General features: G+C 61.5%; 18 protein-coding genes and 2 pseudogenes. 11 read left to right on the top strand and 9 right to left on the bottom strand.

Features of this window, described 5'->3' with window-relative positions; genetic code table 11:
* Positions 1–45: 45 nt before the first annotated feature.
* Together KHO41_RS28410 and KHO41_RS28415 are read right to left on the bottom strand one after the other, a co-directional pair.
* A complete protein-coding gene (locus KHO41_RS28410; RefSeq protein ID WP_211956639.1) occupies positions 46–468 on the bottom strand; it encodes an Hsp20/alpha crystallin family protein in 423 nt (140 codons plus the stop codon).
* Between the two features lie 561 nt (positions 469–1029).
* Positions 1030–1446, bottom strand: a pseudogene (locus KHO41_RS28415) (LuxR C-terminal-related transcriptional regulator); the annotation flags it as partial.
* Positions 1447–1718: 272 nt separating this feature from the next.
* Between KHO41_RS28415 and KHO41_RS28420 the strand changes: the two are divergent.
* From KHO41_RS28420 to KHO41_RS28435, 4 genes are all read left to right on the top strand, one after another.
* Positions 1719–1997, top strand: coding sequence for a DUF1488 family protein (locus tag KHO41_RS28420; protein WP_211956584.1), 279 nt, complete (start codon positions 1719–1721; stop codon positions 1995–1997).
* A gap of 322 nt (positions 1998–2319) precedes the next feature.
* Positions 2320–2805 carry a hypothetical protein gene (locus KHO41_RS28425; protein WP_211956585.1) on the top strand — a complete coding sequence of 162 codons (486 nt, stop codon included), beginning with the start codon at positions 2320–2322 and terminating at the stop codon, positions 2803–2805.
* Between the two features lie 195 nt (positions 2806–3000).
* The gene (gene ftsH, locus KHO41_RS28430) at positions 3001–4884 is read left to right on the top strand and encodes an ATP-dependent zinc metalloprotease FtsH (RefSeq protein WP_211956586.1); all 1884 of its coding nucleotides are present in this window, start codon (positions 3001–3003) and stop codon (positions 4882–4884) included.
* Positions 4885–4909: 25 nt separating this feature from the next.
* Entirely contained in the window at positions 4910–6202 is a 1293-nt protein-coding gene (locus KHO41_RS28435) for an erythromycin esterase family protein (RefSeq protein ID WP_211956587.1), read from the top strand.
* 14 nt (positions 6203–6216) lie between these two features.
* Here the strand turns inward: KHO41_RS28435 and KHO41_RS28440 are convergent, their stop codons facing one another.
* From KHO41_RS28440 to KHO41_RS28455, 4 genes are all read right to left on the bottom strand, one after another.
* Positions 6217–7029, bottom strand: coding sequence for a universal stress protein (locus tag KHO41_RS28440; RefSeq protein WP_342344479.1), 813 nt, complete (start codon positions 7027–7029; stop codon positions 6217–6219).
* Between the two features lie 51 nt (positions 7030–7080).
* On the bottom strand, positions 7081–7263 hold the full coding sequence (locus tag KHO41_RS28445; protein ID WP_211956589.1) for a hypothetical protein: 183 nt from the start codon (positions 7261–7263) through the stop codon (positions 7081–7083).
* Positions 7264–7301: 38 nt separating this feature from the next.
* A complete protein-coding gene (locus tag KHO41_RS28450) occupies positions 7302–7829 on the bottom strand; it encodes a universal stress protein (protein ID WP_211956590.1) in 528 nt (175 codons plus the stop codon).
* Between the two features lie 73 nt (positions 7830–7902).
* Positions 7903–8316 carry a hypothetical protein gene (locus KHO41_RS28455; RefSeq protein ID WP_211956648.1) on the bottom strand — a complete coding sequence of 138 codons (414 nt, stop codon included), beginning with the start codon at positions 8314–8316 and terminating at the stop codon, positions 7903–7905.
* Positions 8317–8824: 508 nt separating this feature from the next.
* Between KHO41_RS28455 and KHO41_RS28460 the strand changes: the two genes are divergently transcribed.
* On the top strand, positions 8825–9658 hold the full coding sequence (locus tag KHO41_RS28460; protein ID WP_376989842.1) for a chemotaxis protein CheB: 834 nt from the start codon (positions 8825–8827) through the stop codon (positions 9656–9658).
* A complete protein-coding gene (locus tag KHO41_RS41365) occupies positions 9655–9927 on the top strand; it encodes an alcohol dehydrogenase catalytic domain-containing protein (protein WP_376989843.1) in 273 nt (90 codons plus the stop codon). The genes KHO41_RS28460 and KHO41_RS41365 overlap by 4 nt, the downstream gene beginning before the upstream one ends.
* A 69-nt stretch (positions 9928–9996) precedes the next feature.
* Here the strand turns inward: KHO41_RS41365 and KHO41_RS28470 are convergent, their stop codons facing one another.
* Positions 9997–10449 (bottom strand): pyridoxamine 5'-phosphate oxidase family protein, encoded by a 453-nt coding sequence (locus KHO41_RS28470; protein WP_211956591.1) that lies wholly within the window; start codon positions 10447–10449, stop codon positions 9997–9999.
* A gap of 348 nt (positions 10450–10797) precedes the next feature.
* Here KHO41_RS28470 and KHO41_RS28475 point away from each other — a divergent pair, with 348 nt between their 5' ends.
* The 5 genes and pseudogenes from KHO41_RS28475 (at position 10798) to KHO41_RS28490 (ending at position 12952) form a co-directional block, all read left to right on the top strand.
* Positions 10798–11121: an ArsR/SmtB family transcription factor gene (locus KHO41_RS28475; RefSeq protein WP_211956592.1), complete on the top strand. Its 324-nt coding sequence runs from the start codon at positions 10798–10800 to the stop codon at positions 11119–11121.
* A 12-nt stretch (positions 11122–11133) separates the two neighbouring features.
* A pseudogene (locus KHO41_RS41370) lies at positions 11134–11223 on the top strand (ArsI/CadI family heavy metal resistance metalloenzyme); the annotation flags it as partial.
* A gap of 8 nt (positions 11224–11231) precedes the next feature.
* On the top strand, positions 11232–11729 hold the full coding sequence (locus KHO41_RS28480; RefSeq protein ID WP_211956640.1) for an arsenate reductase ArsC: 498 nt from the start codon (positions 11232–11234) through the stop codon (positions 11727–11729).
* A gap of 12 nt (positions 11730–11741) precedes the next feature.
* The gene (locus KHO41_RS28485; protein WP_211956593.1) at positions 11742–12236 is read left to right on the top strand and encodes an arsenate reductase ArsC; all 495 of its coding nucleotides are present in this window, start codon (positions 11742–11744) and stop codon (positions 12234–12236) included.
* Between the two features lie 5 nt (positions 12237–12241).
* A complete protein-coding gene (locus tag KHO41_RS28490; protein WP_211956594.1) occupies positions 12242–12952 on the top strand; it encodes an aquaporin in 711 nt (236 codons plus the stop codon).
* Positions 12953–12994: 42 nt separating this feature from the next.
* Here KHO41_RS28490 and KHO41_RS28495 read toward each other — a convergent pair whose 3' ends face one another.
* The gene (locus tag KHO41_RS28495; RefSeq protein ID WP_211956595.1) at positions 12995–15481 is read right to left on the bottom strand and encodes an arsenate reductase (azurin) large subunit; all 2487 of its coding nucleotides are present in this window, start codon (positions 15479–15481) and stop codon (positions 12995–12997) included.
* Positions 15482–15496: 15 nt separating this feature from the next.
* A complete protein-coding gene (locus tag KHO41_RS28500) occupies positions 15497–16012 on the bottom strand; it encodes an arsenate reductase (azurin) small subunit (RefSeq protein WP_211956596.1) in 516 nt (171 codons plus the stop codon).
* Positions 16013–16387: the final 375 nt, after the last annotated feature.

Raw genomic sequence — 16387 nt, forward strand, 5'->3', positions numbered from 1 at the left:
GCTCATGCCGTTCCTGAAAGGTTCGCACCTTGGCCAGTCACGGCTTCACTTCACGGTAATCCGCTGTTGCGGCGACGTTTCCTTCTTGGGCAGGACCACGCGCAGCACACCGTTGTCGTAGCTGGCCTCGACCTTGCCCTCGTCGATGCTGGCGTCCAGCGTAAAGGCACGCTGCATCGAGCCGCTGTAGCGCTCGCGCCGGATCACGCGCTCGCCGTCTTTTTGCTCGGAGGACTTCTCCACCTTTGCGCTGATCATCACCGTGCCGCGGTCAACGGATACGTCGATGTCCTCCTTCTTCACACCAGGCAGTTCCGCTGCCAGGGTGTAGGCGCTGTCCGTTTCCGACACATCGACCTTGAATGCGAGGCCGTTATCGGCAGTCCCGCGGAATGAGCGCAGCATGCCCTGCAGCATGTCGCTGATGGGTTCGACAGAGAACGGATCAAAGTGCCTGAGGTTGGTCATGGTGATCTCCTTGAAGACGGGAACAGAACCGGAAATGCCGGCTGCTTCCAGATTGGCAGTTGAGCGCGGCGGGCGTTTGTTCTGCATCAAGACCGCTGCATCGACGCCCATGCAGCGCTGGAGCGACTTTTCCGAGGTCGGAATCCGCCGCGACGCTGTCAGGCAAGCCTGACATGCTGCAAGCCTGACCTCAGTCTCAGCCCTGCCTGATTTCGAAAGGCACGGCCGGCGACGGTACTGGGCACATGAGCAACCGCACTCAACTCCACGACCTGACTGTCTACATCCCTGAGCACGCGAGTCCGATCAGGACGGGGCAACTGCATTTGCTCAGGGCTGTCGCCGGCATGCAAGTGGTCGGGGCTGGTACGGACGCCGTCACCGACTTGCCGGCACTCGAGGCGCTTCGCCCCCATTGTCGTGCTGGTCGGGCAGCCGTACGCTGTCCCGCTTCCGGAAGGAAGAAAGGATTGATTCGGGCACAGGGCAAGCAGATCGAACTGCTGAATCCTGAGGACGCGCTCCAAAGAAGTGCCCGAGTCGACCGGCTGCGGACGTGCCTCAGATGTCCTCTTCCTCGTCGAACAGATGGTTGCGCATGGCATAGCGCAGCAGCGCCGCTTCGCTGGGCACGTGCATCTTTTCCATCAGCCGCATCTTGTAGGTACTGACCGTCTTGACGCTCACGCACAGTGCTGTCGCGATCACAGTCAGCGGCTCGCCCAGCACCAGCCGCCGATAGACTTCCAGCTCGCGGTCGGACAGACGCAAGTGCGGTGCTTCTTCCTGATGTTCCTGCAGGCTGGTCGCCAGCTTGCCGGCAATCGCCTGGCTGACGTACGTGCCCCCGCTTGCGACCTGGTTGATCGCCGAAACCAGCTCGGTAGCAGCGCTCTCCTTGGTCAGGTAGCCCGCCGCACCGGCCTGGAACGCGCGCACGATGTACTGCTGCTCCGCATGCATGGTCAGTACCAGGATACCCCCGTCAATCCAGTTCGACATATCCCCAAAACCCACTACGAATCACAGTGAGAGACATAGCCAGGATGGGAATCACCATCGTCCAGAGGAAGCGCATCCGCGCAGTTGTCGCGCGGCAAGACTCGCGAGGGTGGCTACGAAGGACCCCGGACGCTCGTCCGACTTGATACGCGTCAAGTCCTGTTGTGTCGCGGCATCTAGCCTTCAGGTATCGGACTCCGCCACTCGCGGAGCGGCCATGATCCATCGCAGTTGAGCAGGTTGCCGCCATGAGCCAGATTCTCTTTCCCGATTCCGTACCGGCGTATTGCCCGGCGGGGCCCAGCTTGCAGTGCCCGGCACAGATCGACGGCGCCGCCGCCACCTTCGAGATCACGGCAGAGGCGCTGGAAGACCATTTCGGCGCACGGTCGTATCTCTATGAAGATCTGGCATCCGCCTTCTCGTCTCATCGCAAGGCCATCGAGAACGTCGCTCGTAGCATGTTCGAGGTGACTGGCGCACATAGCATCGTTCTGCATAGTGGCCATTTCAGGTTTCCCGCTTGAGGCGAGTGCTCGCCCGCCGATCGTTATGCCTATCGAACCGCATTGGCCACCACAGGCGCACGTGGGAATCCCCGGAGATTCGCGGCATGCCGCGCCCCCCACCGGGCCTGCCAGCATTGGGCTGATCTGCCCGAGCCGCACGGCGGTAGGCCGGAGAGGCGCCCTGAAACGGGCGTGCACTGCGCTGGGCCGCCAGTTGGTACTGATACTCCTGTGTCTGGCAACTTGCCGCGCGGCTTACGGTGCAGGACCCTCAGCCGCCACGATCCCATTGCCGGCACGATATGCGCAACAGGTGGCACGGATCGGCCATGACAGCGACATGGCTCGTGCAGGCCGCGTCGCGCCTGAAGAGCAGATGCCCGTCGGCGTCGGCGCCTGCGCCGCGCTCAAGCGACAGAATGTGACGCGTCAGCAAGCGCCAGCACCGGGCGATTCCGCAAAACGCCATTCGTATGCTGCGGCCACGAATGCCAATGGCGTTGCCTACTTCAGTGGCAGCGCAGATCCGGCCCAGGCCATCGACATGCGCGACGTCGCCGGTCTCTACAATCTCTGCCTGGCTTTTGCCGGCAAACAGCGGGCATGGATCGCCGGGGTGAAAGCGAATATCTACCGCACCGATGGCTCGCTGGTATTCCAGGCATATGTCGACGGCCCGTTCCTCTTGGTCCGGTTGACGCCTGGTCGCTATCGCCTCGTCGTCGAGTACGATGGCAGCGTAGTCGACACGGCCCTTCGGGTGCCCAGGCATGGCGTCGCGGCTCGCATGCTGTGGTGGCCCGAATTGGCCAGCCTGGTAGTTTGAATTTCCGTGACTTCATTGCGATGCGATTTCCAGGGCGGAATGCCCAAAACGAGAAAGGGAGGATTCGCTGGCCACGCAAGGCGTCGCCATGGCTCCTTCCGCAACCGTTGATGCCGATCAAACTCGGCTCGGTGGCTGGCACTATGTTTGACGAAGCACCAACCTACCGAGGCCAGCCCCGCCGTCAATCGAACCATGGAACGCCAGCAAACCGAGTTCTCGCTCTGGTACCTGATTCTCACAAGCGTTGCGATACTGATTCTGCAGTTCTACATCAGTGCGGCCAGCATACAGACGCTGGCTTACAGCGACTTCAAGGCGCTGCTCAAAGCCGACAAGGTCCGAACCGCAAGCGTTGGCGAAACCGAGATCAGCGGCACGGTCGTCACAGCCGGGCTGGATTCGATTCTGCCCCGCGACCAAGCCGCGGCACTGCAGAAGTCCGGGCGCGCCGAGCATGGGTTCACTACCGTCCGCATCAATGACCCCAATCTCCTGTCCGATCTGGACGCCGCACATGTGCGGTATGCCGGAGAAGCCGACAGCAAGTGGATTGGCGTGGTCCTTTCATGGATCGTACCGGCGCTGGTCTTCCTCGGAATCTGGACCCTGGTGATCAAGCGCATGGGCGGCGGCAGGGACGGCTTGCTCGAGATTGGCAAGAGCAAAGCAAAGATCTATCTGCAGCAGCAGACCGGTGTCACCTTCGCTGACGTCGCCGGCATCGACGAGGCCAAGGCAGAGTTGATGGAAGTGGTCGACTTCCTGAAGAAACCCCAACGCTATCGACGACTGGGCGGCAAGATACCGAAAGGGGTGCTGCTGCTCGGCGCCCCTGGCACTGGCAAGACGCTCCTGGCGCGTGCGGTTGCCGGCGAAGCCGGCGTGCCGTTCTTCAGCATGAGCGGATCCGAGTTTGTCGAGCTGTTCGTGGGCGTTGGCGCCGCTCGTGTCAGGGACCTGTTTGCCCAGGCCGACAAGAAGGCACCGTGCATCATCTTCATCGACGAGCTGGATGCGCTGGGCAAGACCCGCACCCTCAACGTGGCAGGCGGCCAGGACGAGCGAGAACAGACGCTTAATCAGTTGCTCGTGCAAATGGACGGCTTCGACACCAACAAAGGGGTCATCATCATGGCCGCCACCAACCGTCCGGAGATCCTTGATGCAGCGCTGCTGCGGCCGGGCCGGTTTGACCGCCACATCGTGCTTGACCGCCCGGACCTTGCCGGGCGCGAACAGATCCTGCACGTTCATGTCCGCCATGTCACGCTCGCCCCTGAAGTCGCTCTGCACGACCTCGCCGCACGCACACCGGGCTTCGCCGGTGCAGACCTCGCAAACCTGGTCAACGAGGCGGCCTTGTTAGCCGCGCGCAACAACAAGGCTGCAGTCGATATGACCGATTTCGACGAGGCACTCGACCGCATCATCGGCGGCCTCGAAAAGCGCAATCGCGTCATGATCCCGCTGGAGAAGCAGACCATTGCCTACCACGAGGCAGGACACGCACTGGTCGCGGAAAGCCGCACGCATGCCGACCGGGTTTCGCGGATCTCCATCATTCCGCGTGGCGTAGGCGCGCTTGGCTATACGCAGCAGACACCAGCGGAGGACCGCTACCTGCTTCGGCGCAGCGAATTGCTCGACCGGCTCGATGTGTTGCTGGGCGGGCGTGTGGCCGAACAGATTGTCTTCGATGATGTCTCCACCGGCGCCCAGAACGACCTGGAGCGTGCCACCGACATGGCTCGCCAGATGGTGACGCAATATGGCATGAGCAGTTCGCTTGGGCTGCCATGCTATGAACGCACAGGCAACAGCCTGCTGCCGATCGGCCCCGCGCTGCCCCGGCCTGATCGGGAGTACAGCGAGCGCACGGCGCAAACCATCGACGAAGAAGTCCGCCAGATTCTGTCCGAGGCTGCCGAACGGACCCGCAAGACCCTGTTCGCGCAGCGCCCGCTGCTCGACGCTCTGGCACAACTGCTGCTCGACAAGGAGGTGGTCGATCGGCCAGCGCTCGATGCGCTGCTCGCGCGCACGCCTGCGCACGCAAGGCGCGCTGAGGCCGCCTGACAGCAAAACTTATCGGGAACCCGCTATGCCGTCTGCGCTCACACCTTTCCTGGCAGTCCGGGAAGCCGCCCTTCGGCTGGATGGCACCTCGTCCGACTATTTGCCGCTGCTTGAACTGGCACGCGACAAACAGTTCGTTCTGCTTGGTGAAGCAACGCACGGCACTGCCGACTTCTACCGAATGCGTGCAGAGATCACGCAAGCGCTGATAACGGACGAAGGGTTCGATGCCGTTGCCATCGAAGGCGATTGGCCGGACGCTTGGCGAGTCAATCGCTATGTGCAGGGCGAAGGCGACGACGACAGCACAGGGGCTATTGCCGATTTTCAGAGGTTCCCATCCTGGATGTGGCGAAACCAGGAGTTCCTGTTATTCATTGAATGGCTGCGCGAACATAACGCGGGCTTACCTGCCGAGCGTCGCACGGGTGTGTATGGCCTTGATCTTTACAGCCTGTATCGCTCCGCCGAGGCCGTGATCCGGTATCTCGCGCCGATCGACCCCATGCAGGCAGAGTCTGCCCGGCAGTACTACGCCGCGCTTGACCATGTGCGAGACCCCGCAGCCTATGGCTACCAGGCTGCGACCGGCTCCCGCATGCCGGCCACCGAGGGTGCCATCCGTCAGTTACTTCAATTGCGCAGCGATGAAGCCGCCCGCATTTCGCGGAACGGCCTCGCCGCGATGGACTCGCACTATTTTGCGGAGCAGAACGCCTTGGTGGTGGTGAATGCCGAGGCTTACTACCGCGAGATGTTCGGGCGTCGCGTCAACACCTGGAATTTGCGCGACGCTCATATGGCCCAGACGTTGAAATCGCTGGTCGAGTACAGGCAGCGGCGCGGCGGAAGTGGGCGCGCCGTAGTCTGGGCGCACAATTCACATGTTGGCGATGCCAACGCAACGGAATCCCGCTTGCGCGGCGAGTGGAATCTCGGCCAACTGGTTCGCAGGCTGGCCGGTGAACGAGCGCTTCTTGTCGGCTTTACTACCTATACGGGCTACGTGTGCGCGGCATCCGAGTGGGATGGCGAGCCCGAGCGAAAGCGCATTGTCCCTGCATTGCCGGGCAGTTGGGAGGCGTTGTTTCACACCACCAGACTGGACCGCTTCTTTCTAGCGCTGGGCGCCGGCGCAAGCCGGACGCTATTCGAAGCTATGCTCGAGCGGGCGATCGGCGTGCTTTACTTGCCACAGTCGGAGCGGGCCAGCCACTATTTCGATGCGTCCATCGCCGGCCAGTTCGACGCACTGTTCCACCTGGATGAAACCGACGCGCTCGAGCCCCTTCCCACACCGCACAACGTGGGCTCCTGATCGGTGTCTTGGCTTCAGTGTGAAAACAGTACTGGAACTGTCATCGACGCGAGCAACGCACGCGTGACCCCGCCCAAGACCAGCTCTCTCATCCGGCCGTGCCCATACGCCCCCATCACAATCAAGTCCGCGCCAAAGTCAGCCGCGCGAGACAGGAGCAATTCGCCAACGGAGATATCTGACCCGCTCGCGCAGGTCTCGACTTCCACGCGCATGCCCTGCCGTTCCAGCACTCGCATTGCATGGGCAACAGGTGTTGCATCTGGGCGCGGGTCCGTGTCCGTTCTCGCGCACACAACGCGCGCGCAGGCTCCCGCTATCCAGGGCAGCGCATCATGCAACGCCCGCGCGGCTTCACGGCTGCCATTCCACGCGATGAGCGCCCTCGTCCCCATTGTTGGAAATTGACCTGCCTGTGGCACGACGAGAACCGGACGGCCGCTTTCGAGAATCAAGGCTTCCAGAATCTCCCCGGCGATTGGCCCTTCGATATTGGAGCTGTCATACTGCCCGGCGACAATCAGGCCCGCTTCGCGCGAAGCCTGCAACGCTTCACTAACGGCATCCAGTTCCGCCGTTCGCCACTCGACGGCCACTTGCGCCGTATCGGCGACGACTTGCAGGCTCGACCGCGCCGTGTCCCAAGCCTGGCGCCGCAGCTTCTGGTCTTGCTCGACAATCGCCTGAGGACTGTTCATCAGGTAGAACCACATCGGGTCCGGAACAAAGCCCGCCAGCATGGCAACAAGCGGAGAGGCGTTCTTGTGCGCGAGCTGCGCCGCCAGTTGGAATCGCCGCTGAGCGGCGGGATCCTTGTCTGCGTACACGAAGATGCTGCCGCAAGCCATACTCTTCCCCCAAGGCCGGATATCGCTTGCTCAAGCCGCGTCACTCCCCTTCTCGCCGTCCGCCTCTCGATGCACGGCTTCGTCTTCCCTGCGGCCGAGTTTACTTGTCAGGCGAAGCTGGAAGCCAAACAGCAGGACAAGGCCCAGCACTGATAGTCCGGCGATCAGAATCCGATATCCCATAGCGGAACTCCATTCGGTCTTGAAATGCACCCCAATGCCTTCCGCGCAACTGACGCGCCGCCCGGTTCCTAGTGATCCTGTGGAAGGATGACCAGACGTGGCTTCTGATGTACATGTTGCCCTTGTGCGGCGGGCACCCTGAAATCCAGTTTGGCTTCTCCCGACGTGGGGGCCTTGACAACCGTCAAGGGGAGCGACGTCCGCCGCATCACGCCCGCCGGCAATCCTCCGCCAACACAAGACTTGATTCTCGACCAGAGTCCTAACCCCAGCACGATGCCATCGCAGTTGTGCTCTTCGGCCAATCTTGCGATAGCCTGAGCGACAGGTCCAAGCGCGATGATGGGTACATACGGAGCACCGGAGTCCTCAAGAATTTCTTGCGCCTCGCATAGCGCCGCTTCGCCTCCACGGCTTTCAACGTCCCGCAAGCGTTGTAGCGAATGAAACGCGCGGGCTCGGCTACGCTCCAGCGGAGGCTGCACGTTGACCAGCACGATTTCCGCGACGCTCCCCTCTCGGTAGAGAAAGGCAGCGTGGCGTACGGCTGCCAGGGCGCATTCGGAACCATCGACTGGTACAAGTATCTTGATCATCGCTTGCCTGTATGCGGGCGGTACACCCTGGTTCTCACGGCTTCAGCGTATAGCTAGCGGTATGCACGCGGCGTCAATAAACCGGCGCACGGTGTAAAGACCCCATAAAAAACAGACGTCGGCTTCCAGGTACCAGGATCGGCGGTTGACTTCGAACGCGCATGTCGCCCTCGTTGAAGCCTGGCGTCCTGCAGTGCAGGGGTATCGCGAGCGTGGCTGGGTAATGCTCGCCTGCGCTCGTCTTCATCTTGCCCCCGCGTCGATCCATGCCTTGGGATGCCTGGCGATCATCAGTTCTTCGTCTGTCGGGATCACCCATACCGCAACCCGTCCGGATGCCTCGCTGATACGCGTCGCGCCCCTGGCCCATGGCTTCCTGCACGCGATGACTGAATGCCTCTTGCGCGTTCTTCAGACGCCTTTGCAGCACAACGCTTGTCTTGAGGCTCACTTCACGTGCACGAGCCAATTGCTTTCCTGCATCCATGCTGCCTCCACCAAACGCTTCTGCCAACAGACAGCGTAGTAGGCGGTAAAGAACAGCTCTTGACATGGCGCAAGCCAACAAGGCACTGACGTACGGAAACAGACGACGCGATCCCGCCACTTGCATGGCGGGACAAAGTGAAATTTCCACGGATCAGCCCACGTTGCACCACCAGTCCACGGCTTGTTGATCTACAGCAACCGGGCCTGGAATCGGCGTCATAGGGTGAATCCAGAGTGGAAGCGCAGCAGCGCTCTCCATTGGGCGTTCCAACCGGAAATCAGGGTCATGCCGCACAAGATTTGATCATCATGGCCAGGACCGGCAACGGACTTGGCATCGGCAGTTCAGCACTTGCCATCCACGCGGAACAGTCAGCTCTTCGGTCTCTTCACAACCTCGTCGCTACGGTTCGGCGTCTGCATTAGGGAGAAGGCATGATGAACAAGTCATCGGCATCACGTATGCTCAAGCTTCGTGCCGTTTTTCTTGTCTCAGGTTCTCCATCATGAGCGGCCGTATCTTTGTCATTGGCGCTTCGATGAACGGCATCGCCGCGCTATCGCGGCTTGTCAGGCAATTGCCGGCTGACTTTCCTGCTCCCTTATTCATTGCGCAGCATGTCAGCCCCGCCAGCCGCGGCTGGCTACCGCGCATACTATCCCGGGCTGGACCATTGCCGGCGGAGCACCCCAGGGACCTGGAACCGATCGAAGCCGGGCACATCTACGTGGCACCGCCTGACCACCATTTGCTGGTAGGCAAGGGCTACATACGGCTGTCGCAGGGTCCGCGCGAGAACCATGTCCGGCCCGCGATCGATCCGCTGTTCCGCTCAGCGGCACTATCGTATGGCAATGCCGTGGTCGGCGTCGTGCTGACTGGCGAACTCAACGACGGCACGGCCGGACTGATTGCCATTAAAGACCGCGGCGGTGTTGCCATCATTCAGGACCCCCTGGAAGCTGCTTCGCCGTCAATGCCTCGCAGTGCGCTCGCACACGTGAAGGCGGACTACTGTTGCAGACTGGACGACATGGCGGAGGTCCTCATGCGTCTGGCAGCCGACGACCCTGAGCCGGGAGACTGCGGCCTGGATGAACTCATGGCGATCGAATGCCGCATCGCGGCGGACGTCTCGGGCAGCGAGGATTGGCGGCGGCTGCGGGAACTCGGCGCTCCGACTGATCTCAACTGTCCAGTCTGCCAGTGCGAACTCTACCAATTGCCAGACAAGAGAATGCCGCGGCTTCGGTGCCGCGCCGGACACGCCTTTACCGCACAGACGCTTCTCGCCGAGACTGGCTCAGGCATGGTGCCACCGTCCGCGCGCTCGGCGTGACATGGCTGAGACACACCTGCGGGCAGTGCCGCTTTTGCCTGAGCGAGCGGGAGAACCTCTGCGACGCACCGCAGTTCCACGGCTATACGCGTGACGGCGGATACGCCGAGTACGTGGTCGCCGATGCCAGCTATTGCTTTCGCATTCCCGAAGCGTACGACGACGAGCATGCCGCGCCACTTCTTTGCGCCGGCTTCATCGGCTTTCGGACACTGCGCCCTGCCGGGGATGCGCAACGTATCGGCATGACGCGCGCGTTTCTCATTTGACGGAGCCGTCTCGGTTGCAGAACTGCGTGGCGGATTACCGACCGACGTCTATGTTGATCTAATCAAGTGTTAGCACACGACCAGGTCGGTGTGACCGAAGCCTTTCGAATAGTCAAGGACGGAAATGACAGTAGGCGTCACTCGAAATATCCTTACGTCGTTCCGGGTAGGCATTGATACTGGCAACTTGGTTTGCTGCGGATACTTGAGGGGAAGCATGTGCAGGACCTCGTCCTGCTCGACGGGGTCGAGGACGAGCTTCGCGCGCGCGGCCATGGAAAGCCCCGTGATCGCCATCAGTTCAGAGGCATCGTCATCAATGGTTAGGGATACCCGGTCGTCCAGAGCCAGATTAGCTGCTTTCTGGCTGTCCAGCCCACACAGAAAATAGAGGACAAGGCCTTTGCTGACGTAACCCACAGTGGTCGCCTGCGGCCAGCCATCCGGCCGGATCGTGGCGATCGTCATGATCCGGTGTTGCTCTAGTAGCGCCAGGATCTTCTTCCTGATCTCGTCATCCATGACGACTCTCCTTTGCAGTCAGGAAACAGGGTACCGCTTGCCAACCCATTCGGAGACGCCTCGAATGCGGGAATGTGAAGAGACAAGACGGGCTGGGGCAAGCAGTCCGATGGCACCCCGCATGCAACGGAAGGCTGCGGTCGCGTGACGCCACAGCCACCGATTTTTTTTATGATAGGAGCCGCAGATCCTTGCTTGTTGACTGGTATCAATCAAGTCCTGTGTCGGTCCAGGGGTCGACGAGGCTGAGGTGGAGTAGCTTCCGGTCCCCCCTGCGACCGCCGACAGGCGCCCATTCTCACTTGGCGGCAACTTGCCTTTATTTCATCTTTCGAATAGAGTGGAAATATGGAAGAACATGACGTTGTCCGTTCCCTCGCCGCGCTGGCACACAACCTCCGTCTGCAAGTCTTTCGGATGCTGGTGGTTGCCGGCCCGGGAGGTTTGACCCCCGGGGTCATCGCCGAGCAGCTCGACGTGCCGGGCGCCACGCTGTCGTTCCACCTGAAGGAACTCATGCACGCGCGCCTGGTGACGACGCAGCGTGAGGGCCGGAATCTGATCTATCGGGCAGAGTTCGGCCACATGAATGCGCTGCTGGGCTTCCTGACGGCCAACTGCTGTCAAGGCGAGCCCTGCCTTGAGGTCAGTGCGACCTCCTGCAAATGCTGACGGAGGATTCTGATGAAGCGATTTCACGTTCACCTCCACGTCGATGACCTGAGCAAGAGCATTGCGTTCTACTCCAGGCTGTTCGCTGCTGAGCCAACGCGCGGAGCGCCATCGTGACGGAAAGAACCTACAACGTCCTGTTCGTCTGCACGGGTAACTCGGCCCGCTCGATCCTGGCCGAGGGCCTGCTGAACCATCTCGGACAAGGCCGTTTCAGGGGCTTTTCCGCCGGTAGCCACCCCACCGGCCGCGTGAACACCCATGCACTGCACACGCTGAAGCAGTATGGGATCCCAACGGACGGCTTTCGCAGCAAGAGTTGGGATGAGTTTTCGCAATATGGCGCGCCCGAGCTGGACTTCGTCTTCACCGTATGCGACAAGGCCGCCGGCGAAGTCTGCCCGGTATGGCCAGGCCAACCGATGACCGCGCACTGGGGTGTTGCAGACCCAGTGGCAGTTGAAGGGACGGAAGAACGCAAGCAGCAAGCGATACGCGATACGGCGCTCACGCTGAAGCGACGCATCGAATTGCTCCTGTCCTTACCGATTTACAAGCTCGATAAAGTCGCGCTGCAAAAGGCGGTGCGCGACATCGGGCAGAAATAGCCTTTTCCCTTCATGAGCACAAATGTACTGATCCTCTGTACTCACAACTCCGCGCGCAGCGTCCTCAGCGAGGGCATGCTCAACTATTGGGCCGATAGGCTGGGCAAGGATGTGCGAGCCTACAGTGCCGGCAGTGCACCGAGCGGCCGTATCAACCCTTTTGCACTTGAGGCCCTGGCAAACATTGGCGTGGACGCCGCGGGATTTCGCAGCAAGAGCTGGGACGAGTTCGTCACGGATGGCGCACCGCAGATGCGCGTGGTCATCACCGTGTGCGACAGTGCCGCCGCAGAGGAATGTCCCTACTGGCCGGGCAGCCCCGTCAAGGTCCACTGGGGCTATGCGGATCCGTCGAACGCGCCGGGAGGCGATGAGGGTAAGCGCCAGGCCTTCGAACTGACTCGGCAGGCCATCGGCTATCGCATGCTCCAGTTGCTGATGCTGCCGCTGGAAAACATGAGTAATGCCGAGCTGCAGGAAAGCCTCGACCGGATTTCGAAGAGCTAAGCATCATGGTTGATTTGCAGCGCAGGCTTGCCGCAGAAGCACTGGGAACGGCATTGCTCCTGGCCGTCGTGATTGGCTCGGGCATCATGGGGGAGCGGCTCGCCGATGGGAATGTCGCTGTCGCTCTCCTGGCCAATACCGCGGCCACGGTTTGTGGCCTGTACATCCTGATTGAGGTGTTTGGCCCCATCAGCGGTGCGCACTTCAATCCGGCGGTCAGCGCGGTCATGGTGGTACAAGGCGAGCTGCCCGCATCGGCCTTGATTCCCTACATCGTCGCGCAGCTCGCAGGCGCGGTTCTCGGTGCATGGCTGGCGCATGCGATGTTCGACATGACGCTCCTCCAGTTCTCGACCAAGGTGCGCACCGGCCCGGGGCAATGGATCGCGGAAGCCGTTGCAACGGCGGGCCTGCTACTGGTGATTCTGCGCGCGCCGAACGGCCGCGCCTCGGCGATGGTCGCGGCTTATATCGGTGCGGCATACTGGTTCACCGCTTCCACGTCGTTCGCCAATCCGGCGGCAGCATTCGGCCGCATGTTCAGCAACAGCTTCGCCGGGATCGCGCCGGCCAGCGTGCCGGGCTTCGTTCTTGCCCAGTGTGCAGGGGCGGCCATCGGGCTCATGGTGCACCGTATGCTGGAGCCGCGGCAGGTGCGCCGCGGCCACCCCAATGTCATAGAGTCTTCGGGCGAGCATCAGGCAGATCGACCCTGAAAACGTTGTCTCAGGGCGGGACATGTCCGGCCCTGCTGGCGATCAGGTGGCCTCGAATCGACGTCTCTTGAAGCTCACCGTCTCCTTGAAGTCCGCCGCACTGCCGATGCGACGCAGATCCGCCCAGGTCCCCTTGTAGTACGGCACGACATTGCGGTCCGTCCACGGTGTGGTCACGTTGCCCATGACGCCGTTGTAGTGACCGAACTGCATGAAGGTCTGATTCCGCTTGATGTCCGGCTCAAGGTAGGCCAGCGCATAGGTCGAGCCATAGTCGTTGTAGACCTCGACCACATCGCCGGAGTTGATACCAAGCGCCCGTGCATCCTCTGGATTGATTTCGAGATAGGCCATCGGCACCCTGGCGCGCGCGAATTCGTTGTACTGGTCGTGGTACATCGTTTGCCAGACTTCGTTGACACGACCATTGTTGATCCAGAAATGGTATTTGGCCTTCTGGTCTGCCACCGGCTTCGGCAGGCCGGGCCAGGCGGCGGGCTTGAACTCCGCCTTGCCGTTGGCAGTATCGAACTTGCCATCCATGTAGAGCATCTCGGTGCCGATCAGCTTGCCATCGCGAAACGCCTGGGCCGGCAGTTGAACGCCGTTGTTGCCCATGGCGCGCAGCCGCTCAAAGGTGACCAGGTTGCCCGTCTTGCCACCCTGGCTATCGATCGGCACGGCGCCAGGCTGTCCTGCCTGACGGAATCCATCGTTGAAGGCATCTTCCTCCGTCTTCCAGTCGAAGCCGCTGAAGCGCGCCACCATATCCTGCTTACCTTCGGCCTCGTACATGCGCTTGAGTGTATTGGCAATGTCCGCGGCGATCAGGCAATCCGGCCGCGCCGTGCCCGGCGGATCCATGAAGCGCTCGGACAGTCGCATCCGGCGCTCGCCGTTCATTGAAGTGAGATTCATCTCGCCGGGATGGGCCGCTGGCAGCATCAGGTGCGCCCCATCCGCCAGCATCGTGGGGTAAAGGTTGATGTTGACAAGAAAGAGCCCGCCCTTGCTTTTCACGGCGTCATAAATCGCATCCACCATTTGTTGCATTGATGCCCCGCGTTGGCGGGCGATGGCTTCGCGGACGATGCCGGCGCGGCGAAGAATAACCGCGCGATGCTCCTGGGCGTTGAGCGTGGTCTGAAACGGATTCGCGCCCCAGGCGGTGTACATCAGGCCCTTGCCGCGAATGATCTCCTGATCGACATAGATCTTGGAGTTGCCCGGATATGGGGGCCTGGCGTAGCCCTCCTGGTGGCCGCCCATGCGGACGACGCCCGTGCCGCGCCGGCCGACATTGTGCGTAGCGAGCACCAGATCCACGAGCGCGGACTGAATCAGGTAGTTGTCGTTGCCCCAGATGATGCCCTTCTCGTAGGCATGCATCGTGTGAGGACGATGGCCGGAGGCCTTCGGCTTGTATGCCCATTCCGCCGCGCGACGCAGCTTGTCGACGGGCACGCCGGTGATGCGACTGCATTCGTCCAGAGACAGCTTGTTAGCGCGCAGCGCGGCGTCGAACCCCGTGGTGTAGGTGGCAATGAACTCCTTGTCGTGCCATCCCTGGTCTACCACGTAGGTGAGCAGTCCGTTGAATAGCGCGATATCGGTGCCGGGCTCGATATCGAGGTGCAGGACGTTCTCTTTGCCAGCGGCCTGCTCCGCGATCGCGATCGTCGTCGTACGGCGTGGGTCGACGAAGATGACCTTGGCAGCGACCACGCTCTCACCAGGGAAGCGCTGCTTGCGCTTGTCCATCGTCTGGCCCTGCAGATTGGGCAGCCAGTGGGCGAGGAAATAGTTGGTCTGCGTCTCATATGAGTTGCACCCGACCGCAACAATCACGTCTGCCAGTTCCGCGTCCTCGTAGCTATTGTTCAACTCGCCGATTCCCATCTCGCGGGTGGCATGGCATTCGGAGTTATAGGCCGGGCGGTTATGGATGCGAACCAGCGGCGTTTTTAGCGCCGTGAACATCAGCTTGCCTGTGCCCCAGGTGTTCTCGAAGCCGCCGCCGGCGCCGCCGTGGTCAAAACAGTCGAATGCCAGTGCTGCGGGGCCGTCCCGATCGAGGATCTTTTTTGTCAGGCCGGCATACAGGGCCAGCGCATCGTCCCAACTGGTGTCCACCCACTGGTCCGAAACATAGACGCGGGGGCTGCGCAGCCGCGCACGGCCGACGCCGTCCGGGTTGTACATCACCTTGGCCAGTTGGCCACCGCGCGTGGACGACAGGCCCTTGTTTACCGAGCACTGCTTGTCCGGGACGATCATGATGTTGTGGCGTCGGCCATCGCGATCCGCGATCGTGTTCTGCATGTTCGGGGTCATCACTACGGAAAGGGGCGGAAGCTGTTTGCGGAAGTCCAGGCCGAGTGCGTTCTCGCCAGGAGCCCGACCGCCTTCGCTGCTTTCCGGCCACTTGTAGACGTGATACCCGCATCCCACGATGCAGAAGTGGCATGTCAGATTGGTGCGCTGCGCATTGACGGGTGGCAGCGCCACCCGGTCCTTGTTGGTCGCCATGGAGGTGCCCCCTTTCTACAGCAGGTTGGCTTGACGCCCGTAGATCAGTCCTTCAACGCCGACGGCTTTTACGCTCCCATCGGCGGCGTATTCGAGCTGGACCATCGGCAGATTCTCGGTTGCCTGGCCCGAAGCCATCTGTCCGGACCTCTCGGGATCGAAGATGCTGAAATGACAGGGGCACCGGAACGTGCGCGCGGCCTTGTCGTAGGCCACGGGACAGCCCATATGCGTGCAAAGTGTGCTGTAGGCAACGATGTCGTGATCGGGGCCGACGCCGCCAGGTACTGGCGCGCCCATCTTGATCACCGCGCACGGTGACGAGGCATCGGGGTAGGTAAAGCTGACCGGCGTGTTGGGCTGTAGCTGGCCAGCACGGGCGATGACCTTCGGTTTGAACGGCAGCGTTGTGCGCCCCACGTCCACTGCCGGCGCGGCCGCGCTCGCCGGACTCACCACAGCACCAGAAATACCTACCCCAGCGGCGGAGCCACCGACGGCCTTCAGGAATTCTCTGCGCGAAACTGACATGTCGCCCCTCCTTCCAAAAGCGATCACGGACCGAGCCGGGTGGCTTGAGGTAGGTCGTGGTCGCGGGGCTATAGGGGCGACTTGCCTGGCGGCCGCGCTTCCCAAGGGGGCACGCGACTAGATCTCGATAATTTTGGAATTGTCTAAGTATTTCTAGGGCAACGACGTCCCCACTTCAAGTTGCAGAGCAAAATTTTCAATAGGCAACCCCCCCCCAGCTTTCTCTTACCGGAGAATCCTCCGGTTCGGTTGCATGATTTCCATAATTCGACTATATTCGAATGATAGAAACAAAAACGCCCTAGATGCGCCGCTTATCCCGTCCGCGTGTCGGTGTTCCGGCTGCTTGTACAAGCAGGAGCCGGCCTCGTCGTT

Origin of the sequence: Cupriavidus numazuensis, assembly GCF_905397435.1 — a bacterium.
In the GTDB taxonomy this organism is placed as follows: domain Bacteria; phylum Pseudomonadota; class Gammaproteobacteria; order Burkholderiales; family Burkholderiaceae; genus Cupriavidus; species Cupriavidus numazuensis.

Bases quoted from the DNA above. Each gene is read 5' to 3' on its own strand.
- KHO41_RS28450 (WP_211956590.1), bottom strand. From the start codon at position 7,829: ATGATCAAGATACTTGTACCAGTCGATGGTTCCGAATGCGCCCTGGCA.
- KHO41_RS28435 (WP_211956587.1), top strand. From the start codon at position 4,910: ATGCCGTCTGCGCTCACACCTTTCCTGGCAGTCCGGGAAGCCGCCCTT.
- KHO41_RS28470 (WP_211956591.1), bottom strand. From the start codon at position 10,449: ATGGATGACGAGATCAGGAAGAAGATCCTGGCGCTACTAGAGCAACAC.
- KHO41_RS28420 (WP_211956584.1), top strand. From the start codon at position 1,719: ATGAGCCAGATTCTCTTTCCCGATTCCGTACCGGCGTATTGCCCGGCG.
- KHO41_RS28455 (WP_211956648.1), bottom strand. From the start codon at position 8,316: ATGGATGCAGGAAAGCAATTGGCTCGTGCACGTGAAGTGAGCCTCAAG.
- KHO41_RS28475 (WP_211956592.1), top strand. From the start codon at position 10,798: ATGGAAGAACATGACGTTGTCCGTTCCCTCGCCGCGCTGGCACACAAC.
- KHO41_RS28485 (WP_211956593.1), top strand. From the start codon at position 11,742: ATGAGCACAAATGTACTGATCCTCTGTACTCACAACTCCGCGCGCAGC.
- KHO41_RS28410 (WP_211956639.1), bottom strand. From the start codon at position 468: ATGACCAACCTCAGGCACTTTGATCCGTTCTCTGTCGAACCCATCAGC.
- KHO41_RS28495 (WP_211956595.1), bottom strand. From the start codon at position 15,481: ATGGCGACCAACAAGGACCGGGTGGCGCTGCCACCCGTCAATGCGCAG.
- ftsH (WP_211956586.1), top strand. From the start codon at position 3,001: ATGGAACGCCAGCAAACCGAGTTCTCGCTCTGGTACCTGATTCTCACA.
- KHO41_RS28425 (WP_211956585.1), top strand. From the start codon at position 2,320: ATGGCTCGTGCAGGCCGCGTCGCGCCTGAAGAGCAGATGCCCGTCGGC.
- KHO41_RS28490 (WP_211956594.1), top strand. From the start codon at position 12,242: ATGGTTGATTTGCAGCGCAGGCTTGCCGCAGAAGCACTGGGAACGGCA.
- KHO41_RS28500 (WP_211956596.1), bottom strand. From the start codon at position 16,012: ATGTCAGTTTCGCGCAGAGAATTCCTGAAGGCCGTCGGTGGCTCCGCC.
- KHO41_RS28460 (WP_376989842.1), top strand. From the start codon at position 8,825: ATGAGCGGCCGTATCTTTGTCATTGGCGCTTCGATGAACGGCATCGCC.